General features: G+C 71.8%; 18 protein-coding genes. 13 read left to right on the top strand and 5 right to left on the bottom strand.

Going from position 1 to position 13,916, the window contains the following annotated elements; translation table 11 throughout:
* Nucleotides 1-25: 25 nt before the first annotated feature.
* Entirely contained in the window at nt 26-331 is a 306-nt protein-coding gene (rpsN, locus tag IE237_RS19405) for a 30S ribosomal protein S14 (protein ID WP_189803258.1), read from the bottom strand.
* Entirely contained in the window at nt 331-567 is a 237-nt protein-coding gene (gene rpmB / locus IE237_RS19410; protein ID WP_189803259.1) for a 50S ribosomal protein L28, read from the bottom strand. Before rpmB ends, rpsN begins: the two co-directional genes overlap by 1 nt.
* An 86-nt stretch (nt 568-653) precedes the next feature.
* On the opposite strand from rpmB, the gene rpmG reads away from it, so the two are divergent.
* The 4 genes from rpmG to IE237_RS19430 all read left to right on the top strand — a co-directional run bounded on the left by rpmG (nt 654) and on the right by IE237_RS19430 (nt 2,622).
* Complete coding sequence (rpmG, locus tag IE237_RS19415; protein ID WP_189803260.1) at nt 654-818, top strand: 50S ribosomal protein L33; 165 nt, start codon at nt 654-656, stop codon at nt 816-818.
* Between the two features lie 8 nt (nt 819-826).
* The gene (locus IE237_RS19420) at nt 827-1,081 is read left to right on the top strand and encodes a type B 50S ribosomal protein L31 (protein ID WP_189803261.1); all 255 of its coding nucleotides are present in this window, start codon (nt 827-829) and stop codon (nt 1,079-1,081) included.
* A complete protein-coding gene (locus IE237_RS19425) occupies nt 1,081-2,211 on the top strand; it encodes a CobW family GTP-binding protein (protein ID WP_189803262.1) in 1,131 nt (376 codons plus the stop codon). Before IE237_RS19420 ends, IE237_RS19425 begins: the two co-directional genes overlap by 1 nt.
* Before the next feature lie 198 nt (nt 2,212-2,409).
* Complete coding sequence (locus IE237_RS19430) at nt 2,410-2,622, top strand: DUF397 domain-containing protein (protein WP_063992029.1); 213 nt, start codon at nt 2,410-2,412, stop codon at nt 2,620-2,622.
* Nucleotides 2,623-2,704: 82 nt separating this feature from the next.
* On the opposite strand, the gene IE237_RS19435 is transcribed toward IE237_RS19430, so the two are convergent.
* A complete protein-coding gene (locus tag IE237_RS19435; protein ID WP_189803263.1) occupies nt 2,705-3,202 on the bottom strand; it encodes an ATP-binding protein in 498 nt (165 codons plus the stop codon).
* Nucleotides 3,203-3,542: 340 nt separating this feature from the next.
* Between IE237_RS19435 and IE237_RS19440 the strand changes: the two genes are divergently transcribed.
* The 7 genes from IE237_RS19440 to IE237_RS19470 all read left to right on the top strand — a co-directional run bounded on the left by IE237_RS19440 (nt 3,543) and on the right by IE237_RS19470 (nt 10,393).
* The gene (locus IE237_RS19440; RefSeq protein WP_189803264.1) at nt 3,543-4,415 is read left to right on the top strand and encodes a Sco1979 family transcriptional regulator; all 873 of its coding nucleotides are present in this window, start codon (nt 3,543-3,545) and stop codon (nt 4,413-4,415) included.
* Nucleotides 4,416-4,477: 62 nt separating this feature from the next.
* Nucleotides 4,478-5,935, top strand: coding sequence for an aldehyde dehydrogenase family protein (locus tag IE237_RS19445; protein WP_189803265.1), 1,458 nt, complete (start codon nt 4,478-4,480; stop codon nt 5,933-5,935).
* 96 nt (nt 5,936-6,031) lie between these two features.
* Entirely contained in the window at nt 6,032-6,574 is a 543-nt protein-coding gene (locus IE237_RS19450) for a DinB family protein (protein WP_189803266.1), read from the top strand.
* A gap of 23 nt (nt 6,575-6,597) precedes the next feature.
* The gene (locus IE237_RS19455) at nt 6,598-7,212 is read left to right on the top strand and encodes a PadR family transcriptional regulator (protein WP_189803267.1); all 615 of its coding nucleotides are present in this window, start codon (nt 6,598-6,600) and stop codon (nt 7,210-7,212) included.
* Nucleotides 7,213-7,315: 103 nt separating this feature from the next.
* Nucleotides 7,316-8,278 carry an ATP-binding cassette domain-containing protein gene (locus tag IE237_RS19460; RefSeq protein ID WP_189803268.1) on the top strand — a complete coding sequence of 321 codons (963 nt, stop codon included), beginning with the start codon at nt 7,316-7,318 and terminating at the stop codon, nt 8,276-8,278.
* Nucleotides 8,275-9,039 (top strand): ABC transporter permease, encoded by a 765-nt coding sequence (locus IE237_RS19465; RefSeq protein ID WP_189803269.1) that lies wholly within the window; start codon nt 8,275-8,277, stop codon nt 9,037-9,039. The genes IE237_RS19460 and IE237_RS19465 overlap by 4 nt, the downstream gene beginning before the upstream one ends.
* Before the next feature lie 292 nt (nt 9,040-9,331).
* The gene (locus IE237_RS19470) at nt 9,332-10,393 is read left to right on the top strand and encodes a beta propeller repeat protein (RefSeq protein WP_189803270.1); all 1,062 of its coding nucleotides are present in this window, start codon (nt 9,332-9,334) and stop codon (nt 10,391-10,393) included.
* A 133-nt stretch (nt 10,394-10,526) separates the two neighbouring features.
* Here the strand turns inward: IE237_RS19470 and IE237_RS19475 are convergent, their stop codons facing one another.
* Nucleotides 10,527-11,801: an ion channel protein gene (locus IE237_RS19475; RefSeq protein ID WP_189803271.1), complete on the bottom strand. Its 1,275-nt coding sequence runs from the start codon at nt 11,799-11,801 to the stop codon at nt 10,527-10,529.
* A gap of 124 nt (nt 11,802-11,925) precedes the next feature.
* Here IE237_RS19475 and IE237_RS19480 point away from each other — a divergent pair, with 124 nt between their 5' ends.
* The gene (locus IE237_RS19480; protein WP_189803272.1) at nt 11,926-12,687 is read left to right on the top strand and encodes a MerR family transcriptional regulator; all 762 of its coding nucleotides are present in this window, start codon (nt 11,926-11,928) and stop codon (nt 12,685-12,687) included.
* Nucleotides 12,688-12,690: 3 nt separating this feature from the next.
* Here the strand turns inward: IE237_RS19480 and IE237_RS19485 are convergent, their stop codons facing one another.
* On the bottom strand, nt 12,691-13,059 hold the full coding sequence (locus IE237_RS19485; protein ID WP_189803371.1) for a YbjQ family protein: 369 nt from the start codon (nt 13,057-13,059) through the stop codon (nt 12,691-12,693).
* Nucleotides 13,060-13,210: 151 nt separating this feature from the next.
* Between IE237_RS19485 and IE237_RS19490 the strand changes: the two genes are divergently transcribed.
* Nucleotides 13,211-13,912 (top strand): DedA family protein, encoded by a 702-nt coding sequence (locus IE237_RS19490; protein WP_189803273.1) that lies wholly within the window; start codon nt 13,211-13,213, stop codon nt 13,910-13,912.
* Nucleotides 13,913-13,916: the final 4 nt, after the last annotated feature.

The raw sequence follows: 13,916 nt of genomic DNA on the forward strand, positions 1-13,916 counted from the left end.
ACGCGGCCCCGCCCCCGTACCCCTGTCACCAGGAAGCCTTCCGCACCCCCGGCAGGAATCCCGCGTGTGCCTGCTGCCGCACCCGCACCCGGGACAGTCCGAACCTCCGCAGGTGGCCCCGGGGCCGGCCGTCCACGGCGTCCCTGTTGCGGACGCGGGTCGCGCTCGCGTCCCGGGGCAGGCCGGCCAGCCTCCGTACGGCCGCCTCACGCGCGGCCGCCGGGGTGGAGGGGCGCCGGACGACCTCCTTCAGCTCGGCCCGCCGCTCGGCGTACCGCGCCACGACCGCCTTCCGCCGTTCGTTGCGGGCGATCTTGCTGCGCTTGGCCATCAGACCTTTCCTCCGCGCGCCCGGATGCGCGCCACGGCGGCCTCGACGCCGATGGCGTCGACGGTCCTGATCGCCCGGGCGCTCAGCGTCAGGCGCACGTACCGGCGCTCGCCGGGCAGCCAGTACCGCTTGCTCTGGACGTTCGGGTCGAAGCGGCGCGAGGTGCGCCGGTGGGAGTGCGAGATCCGGTTGCCGAATCCGGGCCGCGCTCCGGTCAGCTGGCAGTGGGCGGACAAGGGGTGACCTACCTCTCCACGGAGTCCCACCGGGCTTCCAACAGGATTGTTGGCAATGGGATTCATTTTCATTTACTCTACACACCATGGCACGCAACGAGCTCCGCCCCGTCATCAAGCTCCGGTCCACCGCCGGAACCGGATTCACCTACGTCACCCGCAAGAACCGCCGCAACGACCCCGACCGCCTCACCCTGCGCAAGTTCGACCCGGCCGCCGGCCGGCACGTCGACTTCCGAGAGGAGCGCTGAACCACCCCATGAAGCCCGGCATCCACCCCACGTACGAGCCCGTCGTCTTCCGCGACAAGGCCGGCGGCTTCGCGTTCCTCACCCGCTCCACGCTCACCGGCGAGAAGACCGTGGAGTGGGAGGACGGCCGCACCTACCCCGTCGTCGACGTCGAGATCTCCTCGGCGAGCCACCCCTTCTACACCGGCACCGCGCGCGTGCTCGACACCGCCGGCCGCGTCGAGCGCTTCGAGAAGCGGTACGGACGGCGCGAGGCGCGCTGATGTTCACCGTCGCCCTCGTCGGAGGCCTGCACTCCGACGCCCGCCGCGCCGCCGTGGACCGGCTTCTGGCCGTCGTCCCCGGCGGCGTGGCGCTCCACCACGACCTCGCGACGGCCCCGGAGACCGGGACCGTCGTCCGGACCGTCCGCGACGCCACCGGCCTCCTCTCCGCCGGTGAGACCCCGCTCGTCGACGACTGCGCCTGCTGCGCCCTGCGCGAGGACCTCGTCCCCGAACTCGAACGGCTCCGCGCCGCCGGGCTGACCCGCCTCGCCGTCGTCGAACTCTGGGACTCGGTCGAGCCCCGGGCGATGGCCGAGGTCGTCGCGGCCGCGGGCTTCCGGATCGGCGCCGTCGTCACGGCCGTCGACCCGGCGCTCCTCCTGCCGTACCTCGGCAACGGCGACGACCTCGCCGACGCAGGCCTCGCCGCGGCCGCCACCGACCGGCGCACCATCGCCGACACCTGGGCACGTCAACTGGAGTACGCGCCCGTGCTCGCCGTCGCCGAGGGGCCCGAGGCGGACGCCGAGGACCGGGCGCTGCTCGATCAGCTCCACCCCACCGCCCTGCGCGTCCCGGTCGGGGACGGGGCGGCCCTCGCCCGCGCGGTCTTCGCCGGTTTCGACGTGGAGGCCGCGGCCGCCGCCCAGCACCCGGCCTGCGCGCTGCTGCCGCAGGAGGCGGACGAGCACGGGGTCGCCACGTATGTCTGGCGCCACCACCGGCCCTTCCATCCCGGCCGGCTGTACGCGGCCCTGGAGGGGCTGACCTGTGCCGCCGCCCGCAGTCGCGGCCGCTTCTACCTGGCCGACCGGCCCGACACCCTGCTCGCCTGGGACGCGGCGGGCGGTGCGCTCTGCGTCGAGAGCGCGGGGCCCTGGCTGGCCTCGCTGCCCGACGCGGCCTGGGAGACGCTCCCGCCGGTACGGAGGGCGGCGGCGGCCCTCGACTGGCACCCGGAGCACGGTGACCGCTGCCAGCACCTGGTCTTCACCTCGCCCGGCCTGGACCGCGACGGCCTGGCCGAGCTCCTCGGCTCCTGCCTCCTGACGGACGCCGAGTACGCGGCGGGGCGTGACGCGTGGAAGGGGCTCGCGTCGGCCTTCGACGCGTTCCTGGACGCCTGACCTCCACTGATGGACCGTCAGGCATCGCACTACCCGCCGGTAGCACGCTCTGTCGCGTAGTCGCTACGCCACCCCTTGTGCACGTGCATCTGCTCATGCATCCGCATATGAACACAGCTATGATCCGAGGAAGTTGACACCTGCACCAAGCAACTCGGGGAGCTACCAGTGCATCATGCGCATCACGCGTACAACGGCATGGCGGCCACGGAGCTGCGAGGAGTCGTGTGGCAGAAGAGCCGGCACAGCAACTCCCAGGGATCCTGCGTCGAGTTCGCGAAGCTGCCGGGGGGCGACGTCGCCGTACGGAACTCGCGCCACCCCGACGGGCCCGCGCTCGTCTACACGCCCGCGGAGATCGAGGCGCTCCTGCTGGGTGTCAAGGACGGGGAATTCGACCACCTGGTGTGAGACGCGAGATCCGATCATCTCCGGGTGAGACGCGCGAAGGGCCCCGACGGTTTCCGTCGGGGCCCTTCACGTACGTCTCGCGCTACTCCGGTCCGATCCGGAACAGCGCCCACACCACCTTGCCCTGGAGGGTGCCGGCGAGCGGGTGCCAGCCCCAGCTGTCGCTGAACGAGTCCACCAGGAACAGACCCCGCCCCGACTCGGCGGCGAAGTCCTCCTCGCCGCCGCGCGCCTCCGGGCTCTCCCTGCTGGGGTCGCGCACGGCGCACACCAGGCGCGAGGCCCAGCGCATCAGGTGCAGCCTGACCGGCGGGTTCTGGCCTTCTTCCTGAGGCGCGTCGGCGGGCACGGCGTGACGCAGTGCGTTGGTGACGAGCTCGGAGACGACCAGGGCCACGTCGTCGAAACGCTCCGTCAGTTCCCAGCGGTCGAGCGTGGCGCTGGTGAACTTGCGGGCCCCGCGCACGGCTTCGTACCGGGCGGGCAGGGCGCAGGAGGCGGAGGTGGAGACGGCGCCGGGATCGATCGGCGGAAGGCCCTGCCGTAACGGCTCGAGCACGGTCGATCCATTCGTCCCCATGCGAGGCACTCCCGGGAATCGCGACTGTGGTGCGACAACACGACAACACGAACGAGTACGCGGCTGCGCGGGCTCCATGGTTCCGAATGCGCGCAGTGGATGCAAGGGCAGATGCACGTGCACGCGCCGGACCTGTCCGCCCACGTGCCGAATCTGTGCATAAGTCGTCCACACGATGAGGGGAACTTCCCGCGATTCGCACGCACTGTGCCCTCAGTGTGCGCGCGGATGCCCGGAAGTCGCCGCCTTTCCGTAATCGAATGTGTACGCGCTGAAGCGTTTGATGGCAGAATCCGGGGCTCGACGGGGGCTCGACACCGTAAAGGGGAGGCGAAGAGCCGTGACCGCAGGCGAATCGAGCGGAGCGAGCGGGAGCGTGGTGCGGCGCATCCTGCTGGGCTCCCAGCTGAGGCGGCTGCGCGAGTCGCGCGGGATCACCCGCGAGGCGGCCGGGTATTCCATCCGCGCGTCCGAATCCAAGATCAGCCGTATGGAGTTGGGACGGGTGAGCTTCAAGGCCAGGGACGTCGAGGATCTGCTCACCCTCTACGGGGTCGGGGACGAGGCCGAGCGCGGCGCGCTCCTCGGGCTCGCCCGCGAGGCCAACGTCGCCGGCTGGTGGCACAGCTTCGGCGACGTCCTGCCCGGCTGGTTCCAGACGTACATCGGCCTGGAAGGCGCCGCCTCCCTCATCCGCGTCTACGAAGTGCAGTTCGTCCACGGCCTGTTGCAGACCGAGGCCTACGCCCAGGCCGTCGTCACCCGGGGCATGCCCGACGCCCCGCGCGCCGAGATCGACCGCCGGGTCGCCCTGCGCCTGGAGCGCCAGAAGGTCCTCGTCTCCGAGCGCGCCCCGCAGTTCCACGCCGTCCTCGACGAGGCCGCGCTGCGCCGCCCCTACGGCGACCGGTCGGTCATGCAGGGGCAGTTGAGGCATCTCATCGAGATCTCCGAGCACCCGGGCGTCACGCTCCAGGTCATGCCCTTCAGCTTCGGCGGTCATGCCGGCGAGAGCGGCGCCTTCACGATGCTGAGCTTCCCCGAGTCCGACCTCTCCGACATCGTCTACCTCGAACAGCTCACCAGCGCCCTCTACCTCGACAAACGCGAGGAGGTCGCCCAGTACCAGCGGGTGATGGAGAAGCTCCAGAAGGACGGTCCGGATCCGGCCGAAAGCCGGGACCTTCTCCGAGGCCTCCTTCAACTCTCCTGATACATCAGTACGATGACGCCACATCAGTCGCACTGCAGGTAGCGGGTAGAGGGGTCTCAACCATGTCGCACTTCACCGACCTGGCCCACCAGTACATCGACGGCGAGTGGAAGCCCGGCAGCGGTTCGTGGGACATCATCGACTTCAACCCGTACACGGGGGAGAAGCTCGCCTCGATCACCGTCGCCACCGCCGGTGAGGTCGACCGCGCCTACCGGGCCGCCGAGCGCGCCCAGACCGCGTGGGCCGAGACCAACCCGTACACGCGGCGGCTCGTCTTCGAGCGCGCCCTGCGGATCGTCGAGGACCGCGAGGAGGAGATCGCCGAGACGATCGTCGCCGAGCTCGGCGGCACCCGTCTCAAGGCGGCCTTCGAGCTGCACCTCGCCAAGGAGTTCCTGCGCGAGGCGATCCAGCTGGCGCTGCGCCCCGAAGGCCGCATCCTGCCCTCGCCGGTCGACGGCAAGGAGAACCGCGTCTACCGCGTCCCCGTCGGCGTCGTGGGCGTCATCTCCCCCTTCAACTTCCCCTTCCTCCTCTCGATCAAGTCCGTCGCGCCCGCGCTCGCGCTCGGCAACGCCGTCGTCCTCAAGCCGCACCAGAACACCCCGATCTGCGGCGGCACGCTGGTCGCGAAGGTCCTGGAGGAGGCCGGTCTGCCGGCCGGCCTGCTGAACGTCGTCGTCACCGACATCGCCGAGATCGGCGACGCGCTCCTGACCCACCCGGTCCCGAAGGTCATCTCCTTCACCGGCTCCGACAAGGTCGGCCGCCACGTCGCCACGGTCTGCGCGCAGAACTTCAAGCACGCCGTCCTCGAACTCGGCGGCAACAGCGCCCTGATCGTCCTCGACGACGCCGACGTCGACTACGCGGTGGACGCGGCCGTCTTCAGCCGCTTCGTGCACCAGGGCCAGGTCTGCATGGCCGCCAACCGCATCCTGGTGGACCGCACCCTGGAGGAGGAGTTCACCGAGAAGTTCGTGGCGAAGGTGAAGACCCTCCGCGTCGGCGACCCGGCCGACCCCGCCACCCACATCGGTCCGCTCATCAACTCCCAGCAGGCGGAGTCCGTCTCCTCGCTCGTCGACCAGACGGTGGCGGCCGGGGCGACGGCGCTGCTGCACGGCACGGTCGACGGCAACCTCGTCTCGCCGTCCGTCCTCACCGGCTTCGCCCCGGACGCCCCGGTCCTGAGCCAGGAGATCTTCGGCCCGGTCGCCCTGATCCTGCCCTTCGACGGCGAGGAGGAGGCCGTACGGATCGCCAACGACACTCCGTACGGGCTCAGCGGCGCCGTCCACACCGGGGACGTCGAGCGGGGTGTACGGGTCGCCAAGCGCATCCACACCGGCATGATCCACATCAACGACGGCACCGTGCACGACGAGCCGATCGTGCCCTTCGGCGGCGAGAAGCACTCGGGCGTGGGGCGGCTCAACGGCGAGGCGATGGTGGAGTCCTTCACCACCCAGAAGTGGATCTCGATCCAGCACGGCCGCAGCCGGTTCCCGTTCTGATTCTTTTGCGGGTTTCCGCTTGAGGACCGAAGCTGTCCGCAAGGGTCCGTAGCGTGGGGGTTGTCGAAGAGACCACAGCTACGTAAGGCGGAGATCATGGTTGCCCTTGTTCCCACGGAGGCCCACGGCGACGAGCGCGGCGCGTTCCTGAACTTCGTCGAGGCCCAGCGCGCCGCGCTCCGCCGCTCGCTCCTCGGTCTCACCGAGGAGCAGGCGGCGAGCCGCCCCAGCGCCAGTGAGCTCAGCCTGTCCGGGCTGGTCAAGCACGTCGCCGAGGTCGAGCTCAACTGGCTGCGGCTGGCCCAGGAGCGGCCGAACGAGCGGCAGCGGACCGAGGAGACCTGGGGCGAGGCCTTCCGGCTCGTGGACGGCGAGACGATCCCCGAGGTCCTCGCGTTCTGGGCGGACGTCGCGAAGCAGACCGAGGCCTTCGTCCGCTCGGTGCCGAGCCTGGACGACACCTTCCCGCTGCCGCCCGCGCCCTGGTTCCCGAAGGACGGGCGCGTGTCGGTGCGCTGGATGCTGCTGCACCTGGTCCAGGAGATGGGGCGGCACGCGGGCCACGCGGACATCGTCCGCGAGTCCCTGGACGGCAAGGGTTCCTTCGACCTGATCGCGGACGAGAAGGCGCTCGCTTAGTCAAGGTTGACTAACATCGAGGCATGTCAGCGATCCGACTTCTCGTCCTGGGCGCGGTCAAGCAGCACGGCCGCGCCCACGGCTACCAGGTGCGCAACGACCTGGAGTACTGGGGCGCGCACGAGTGGTCCCACGCCAAGCCCGGCTCGATCTACCACGCGCTGAAGCAGATGGCGAAGCAGGGACTGCTGCACGCGCACGAGGTCGCGCCGAGCGCCGTGGGCGGGCCGCCGCGCGTCGAGTACGAGCTGACGGGGAGCGGTACGGAGGAGTACTTCGCGCTGCTGCGCGAGGCGCTGACCACGTACGACCAGAAGATGGACGTCCTGTCGGCGGCCATCGGCTTCATGGTGGACCTGCCCCGCGAGGAGGCCGCCGAGCTGCTGCGCCGGCGGGTGCGGGCGCTCGACGAGTGGCGGGCGGCGGTCACCGAGTACTACACGCCGGAGGGCGGCCCGGAGCAGCTCGGGCACATCGGCGAGATCATGCACATGTGGGTCCACTCGGCGGACGCCGGCAAGGAGTGGACGCTCGGTCTGATCGAGCGGATCGAGGGCGGGGCGTACGTCTTCGCGGGCGAGGGCGACCCCTTCGTGGGGGTGCTCGCCGAGGGCGAGGAGAACCCGTACGCGAGCTGATCCGCGTATTAATCAAGTTTGATTAATGGCCCGAGAGGGCATACCGTCTCCCGTCGGCAGCTGCTAGTCAAACTTGACTAAGGCGCATGCGGGAGGAGACGGGATGACATCGGAAGCGGTCCTCGTGGAGGGCGCGCGGAAGCGGTACGGGGAGAAGAACGCCCTGGACGGGCTCGACCTCGCCGTCGGACGGGGGACCGTCCACGGCCTGCTCGGCCCCAACGGCGCGGGCAAGACCACGACCGTACGGATCCTGGCCACCCTCCTCCGGCACGACGAGGGCCTGGTGCGGGTCGCGGGCCACGACGTGCGGACCGGGGCCCGGGAGGTACGGCGGCGGATCGGTCTGCTCGGACAGCACGCCGCCCTCGACGAGGAGCTGGGCGGCCGGCAGAACCTGGAGATGTTCGGCAGGCTCCACCACCTGGGCGCCCGGAACGCCGGCGCGCGGGCCGACGAGCTCCTGGAGCGCTTCGGCCTCGCGGACACCGGAGCCAAACCCGTCCGGCAGTACAGCGGCGGCATGCGGCGGCGGCTCGACCTGGCCGCCTCGCTGATCACCGAGCCCGAGGTGCTCTTCCTCGACGAGCCGACCACCGGACTCGACCCACGCGGGCGCGTGGAGGTCTGGGACTCGGTGCGCTCCCTGGTCGGCGGGGGCACGACCGTCCTGCTCACCACGCAGTACCTGGAGGAGGCCGACCAGCTCGCCGACCGGATCTCGGTCGTGGACCGGGGAAGGGTCGTCGCCGACGGCACGCCCGACCAGCTCAAGGCGCGCGTGGGGGCCGACCGCATCGACGTGGTCGTCCGGGACGCGGCACGGCTCGACGAGGCGGCCGGGCTGCTGCCCGTGCCTCGGACGGAGGTGGGCGTGGACGCCGACCGGCGGCGGCTCAGCGCACCGGTCACCGACCGGATGGCCACGCTCGCCGAGACCGTCCGCGCGCTCGGCGCGGCCGGGATCGAGGCGGAGGACATCGCCCTGCGGCGGCCGACGCTGGACGAGGTGTTCCTGCACCTGACGGAACGCGAGCCGGCGCGGGACGAGGAGGTGGCGGCATGAGCGCGGCGTACGTGGTGAGCGACTGCTGGACGATGACCCGGCGCGAACTGGCCCACTGGGCGCGGCAGCCCGTGCAGGTCCTCGTCGGGCTCGTCTTCCCGGTGATGATGCTGCTGATGTTCGGCTACCTGGTCGGCGGCGGCCGGACCGTCGACGGCGCGTACGTCGACTACCTGGTGCCCGGGATGCTCACCCTGACCATGGTCTTCGGTCTCGAAGGCACGATGACGGCGGTGACGCGGGACCTCGACAAGGGCGTGATCGACCGGTTCCGGTCCCTGCCGATGGCCGACGGGGCGGTGCTCGTGGGGCGGGCCGCCGCCGACATGCTCCAGTCGGCGGTGGGCCTCCTGGTGATGGTCGGCGTGGGACACGCGATCGGCTGGCGGGCGGAGGGAGGCCTCGGGGCCGCCCTCGGGGCGCTGGGGCTGCTGCTCCTGCTGCGGTTCGCGATGCTGTGGATCGGGATCTTCCTGGCCCTGGTCGCGGGGCGGGCCGAGCTGGTGCAGGCGGTGCAGATCCTGGTCTGGCCGGTCGGCTTCCTCTCCAACGCCTTCGCCTCGCCGGACTCGATGCCGGGCTGGCTCGGCACGGTCGTGGAGTGGAATCCGATGTCGGCGACCGCGACGGCCGTGCGCGAGCTCTTCGGCAACCCGGGCGGCGAGCCGGGGCATGTGACGGCGGCGGTGGTGTGGCCGGTGGTGCTGCTGGTGCTCTTCTTCCCGCTGGCGGTACGGAAGTTCGGGCGGCTCGGGAAGTAGGGGCGAGGAAGTGGGAACCCGGGGGCGGCGAGCGGTGTATTGAGAGCAGCGGTTCACCGCGGACCGCCCGAGGGGCAAGGGGGATCATGCGATGCGCAGGCTCGCGGGAGCGACCGGCGCCGTCGTGGCGCTGGTGTTGGCGGTACTGAGCGGGTGTACGGGACGGGGGCCGGATCCGAGCGGTTCGGGCCCGGAAGGGTCGGGCTCGGGGTCGGGCTCGGTGGGTTCTTCGGCGGGCTCGGGTTCGGGTTCGGGTTCGGCGGGTTCGGGGGTCTTCGGGGCGCCGCCCCGGATGCCGTCCGCGCCGGGGCTGCCCGGCTGGGCGCACGGGCTGGGGTTCGCGCGGGACGGCAGCGGGTTCGCACTGCTCGCCGCGTGCGTGAGCGATCCGGCGGCCCCGGAGAGCGGCTTCTGCCGGCAGCACGTGGCGGTGCGGGACGCCGGGGCGGAGGAGTGGGTGCTGCGGCGCTCCCCGCTGCCGGAGATACCGGCGACGGACGGCGTCTCGGCGACTCTGCTGGTGCTCGGTCCCGGCCGGGCGCTGGTCGAGGAGAGCTCGGCCGGGCCCGGAGGCCGCACCTGGTTCACCCGGGACGGCGGCCGGAGCTGGCGCGCGGGCGACCGGCGCACGGTCGGCACGGTCCCGGAGATACCCGCCGGGGCGGTGCTCACCACCGACTGCGCCGCCCCGGCGGGGGCCCTGCCCGACGCGTGCGAGCGGGAGCGGCTCGTGGTGGTCTCGCCGCAGGACGGGCGGCGCCGGGCCCTCGCCCGGATGCCGCTGCTCGGGGCGCATCCCCGGCCGGCGGAGCAGCCGGAGCCCGACGGTTCCTGGTGGGTCTCGGGCACGGACCCGCTCTCCGGACGGCCGGCGGTCGCCGTCTCCCGTGACGGGGGCCGCGGCTGGACGGTGGGGCGGCTGCCGAGCACCGCGACGGGACCGGGGCGGTACACGGCGGTGGCGGTGGGCCAGGACGCGGTGTACGCGGCGGAGATGGGCGAGCTGACGGGCGGTGCCCCCGTGAAGAACGGGATGCGGGCGCTGCACCGTTCGTCGGACGGGGGCAGGAGCTGGCACCGGATGTGGACCACGGGGCCGGTCGAGGAGCCGCGCACCCTGATGGGGCTGCCGGTGCCGGGCCCCGGTGGTCGGGTGGAGATCGCCGGGGAGCTGTCGGGATACGGGAGCGTGGACGGCGGGCGCACCTTCACGGAGCTGAAGGACGGCACCCACTATGTCCGGCGCACCCCGCTGGGCCTGCTGCGCGAGGGGTCCCGCTGCCGGTACGCGCTGACGGCGGACGGGGTGCGGTGGTCGGAGTTCCGGCTCGCCTGCGGGGAGGAGGAGTCCTGAGCCCCGCTCCGGCCGTGGGCTCGACGCGGCCGTGGGCTCGGCCCGGCCGCAGGGCTCGGCCGGGCCGGTAGGGGTCAGCGCAGGAGCGGCCGGGCCGTGGAGGTCAGCGCAGTGCTCGGCCCGTCCCTGGAGGTCAGCGCAGGGAGTGGCCCTCGTGGTCGAGTTCGAGCTGGGGGCGGCCGGTGACGATCAGCCAGGCCGGGAGGGAGGCGAGGCAGAGCACGGCGAGCATCGTGGGGGAGGAGGCGAGGACGGCGCCGGTGAAGAGGCTGATCCAGCCCTGACGGGTGGTGGCGAGCAGGACGCCCATGACGGCGGAGGAGACGGCGACGGCCGGGGGGATCTCGGGGACGAGGGCCTGGGCGCACAGGCCGAAGGAGGCGCCGATGAAGACGGCGGGGAAGATCCGGCCTCCCGGGAAGCCGCAGGAGGCGGCGACGAGGAGGGCGAGGAGTTTGACGACGGCCAGCTTCATCAGCTCGCCCGAGGACCAGCTGCCGACCGAGGCGGTGAGCTCCTTGGTCTCCGCCAGGCCCTTGAAGAGGGTCAGATGTCCGCCGAGGGCGCCGAGCAGGCCGAGGGTGAGGCCGCCGAGGGGCAGCATCACCATGGGGTGCCGCAGCCGCCGGAAGGCGGCGTGGACGTGGGGGAAGAGGTAGCAGGCGGCGAGGCCGAAGAGGGCGGCGGCGGAGGCGATCACCAGCGCGGCGAGGATGTCGCCGAAGCCGGGGTCGTCCAGCGGCGGGAGTCCGACGTCGAAGCTGGGCTGGGAGAGGAGCTGGGTGGTCAGCGCGCCGGTGCCGGCGGCGACGAGCGGGGCGAAGAGCCGGTCCCAGAGGGAGCCGCGGCCCGGCTGGCCGGCCAGGGCCTCGGAGAGGACGAGGGCGGCCGCCACCGGCGTGCCGAAGAGGGCGCCGATGGTGGCGGCCGAGGCCAGCGCGACCCAGGCGGCGCCGGGCATGGACGGTGCCGCCTTGCGGCCGAGCCAGTAGGTGAGCGCGATGTTGGAGGCGATGATCGGGTTCTCGGGGCCGAGGCTGACGCCGCCCGCGAGCGCGAGGGTGCTCGCGAGGAGCAGCCCGGGCACCACGCCGGGGGCGTGCGGCGTTCCGCCGAGCCCTTCCGAGGACGGGTCGGGTCCGGCGTGCCCGGGGAACTTCCACACGACGAGACCCACGGCGATGCCCGTCGCCGTGAGCATGACGATCATCCAGAGCGAGGAGTAGTTCCCGATGCCGAGCGCGTCCGGCAGGTCGTTCCAGAGCACGTGCTGGAACTCCTCCGCGAGGGCGCTGATCCCGAGGAAGAGCAGGCTCGCCCCCACCCCGACGAGGAGCGCGGGGAGGATCTGGGGGAGCAGGAGCCGGGCGGACGCCTCCACGGGAGGCGGAGCATGATCGGTGGCCACCGCCCCACCATAAGTGAGCAAAAGGCGCACAACACCCGGAAGCGGGGCCGGTCGCCCCTTGCACCTCACGTCGCGTCAGGACCCAGGCTGAACGGCGTACCGACAGAGAAAGGGCGGACGGCCGATGGGCTACTCCGTGGGACAGGTGGCCGGCTTCGCCGGGGTCACGGTGCGCACCCTGCACCACTACGACGCGATCGGGCTGCTCTCGCCGGGCGGCCGCAGCACGGCGGGCCACCGCCGCTACGACGACGCGGACCTCGACCGGCTCCAGCAGATCCTGTTCTACCGGGAGCTCGGCTTCCCCCTCGAAGAGGTCGCCGTCCTCCTCGACGACCCGCACGCCGACCCGCAGGAGCACCTGCGGCGCCGGCACACGCTGCTGACCGCGCGGATCGGCGAGCTCCGGAGGATGGCGGCGGCCGTCGAGCACGCCATGGAGGCGAAGAAGATGGGTATCAACCTCACGCCCGAGGAGAAGTTCGAGGTCTTCGGGGAGAAGGACCCCGAGCGCTACGCGGAGGAGACCGCCCGCCGCTGGGGCGGCTCCCACTCGCACCAGCAGGCCCAGGCACGCGCCGCCGGGTACGGCAAGGAGGAGTGGCAGCGGATGAAGGACGAGGTGGACGCATGGGGCGCCGCCTACGCCGCGCTGATGGGCGAGGGCGGGGACCCGGTGTCCGAGGCGGCGATGGACCTCGCCGAGGCCCACCGCCGCCACCTCACCACCTGGTTCTTCGACTGCCACCCGAGGACCCACGTGGAGCTCGCCGAGATGTACGTCGCCGACGAGAACTTCCACGCGTTCTACGAGTCGATCCACCCGGGCCTCCCCGAGCACCTGCGGGAGGCGATCCGGGCGAACGCCGCACGACAGGCGGCCTGAGCCTCAGGCGCGCGGTCCGATCACCACCGCCGTGCCGTAGGCGCACACCTCCGTGCCCACGTCCGCCGCTTCCGTCACGTCGAAGCGGAACATGAGCACGGCGTTCGCGCCGCGCGCCTTCGCCTGCTCGACCAGGCGTTCCATCGCCTGGTTGCGGGTCTCCACGAGGGTCTTCGTGAGGCCCTTCAGCTCACCGCCGATCATCGATTTCAGGCCCGCGCCGATCTGGCTGCCCAGATGGCGGGAGCGGACGGTGAGCCCGAAGACCTCACCGATCACCTGCCGGACCTCGAAGCCCGGCACGTCGTTCGTCGTCACGACCAGCACCTCGGGGTGCGGCCCCTGGCCGCCTCCGTACTCGTCGATGCCCATCGGCATGCACCTCCTGACCCCCAAGACTCGGGCCGCCGGGCCGGGTCCGCATCCTGTGGGACCCGGGTGGAACCGGGGGGCGGCGGCCCGCGTTGATAGCTTGGGGCCAGCCGTCCCCAAGCCCCCACCGACCGCAGGAGCCCGGAACCCCGTGAACACGCTTGCCCTCGGACCGAGCTGGCTGGACCCGGACAACCTGATCGGGACCTTTGGTCTGGTCGGTGTCCTCGTCATCGTCTTCGCCGAGTCCGGCCTCCTCATCGGGTTCTTCCTGCCCGGCGACTCCCTGCTCTTCACCACCGGCCTCCTCGTCACCACCGGCAAGCTGGACACCCCGCTGTGGGCGGTGTGCGCGCTGGTGGTGGCCGCCGCCGTCATCGGCGACCAGGTCGGCTACCTCTTCGGCCGCAAGGTCGGCCCGGCGCTGTTCAAGCGCCCCGACTCCAAGCTCTTCAAGCAGGAGAACGTCGAGAAGGCGCACGAGTTCTTCGAGAAGCACGGCCCGAAGTCGCTGATCCTGGCCCGCTTCGTCCCCATCGTGCGGACGTTCACGCCGATCATCGCCGGCGTGAGCAAGATGAACTACCGCTCCTTCGTCATCTTCAACGTCATCGGCGGAGTGCTGTGGGGCGCGGGCGTGACCCTGCTCGGCGCCTCGCTCGGCAAGGTCGAGTTCGTCCACCGGCACATCGAGTTGATCCTCGTCGGCATCGTCCTGATCTCGGTGATCCCGGTCGCGATCGAGCTGCTCCGGGCCCGCTCCCAGGCGAAGAAGGCCCAGGACCGGGGCGACCACGACGCTCCCGGCACCCCGAACCCGCAGAACTCCCGCGGCCGCCACGCCAAGCGGTAGGACC

Origin of the sequence: Streptomyces tanashiensis, from assembly GCF_014648895.1 — a bacterium.
GTDB lineage: Bacteria > Actinomycetota > Actinomycetes > Streptomycetales > Streptomycetaceae > Streptomyces > Streptomyces tanashiensis.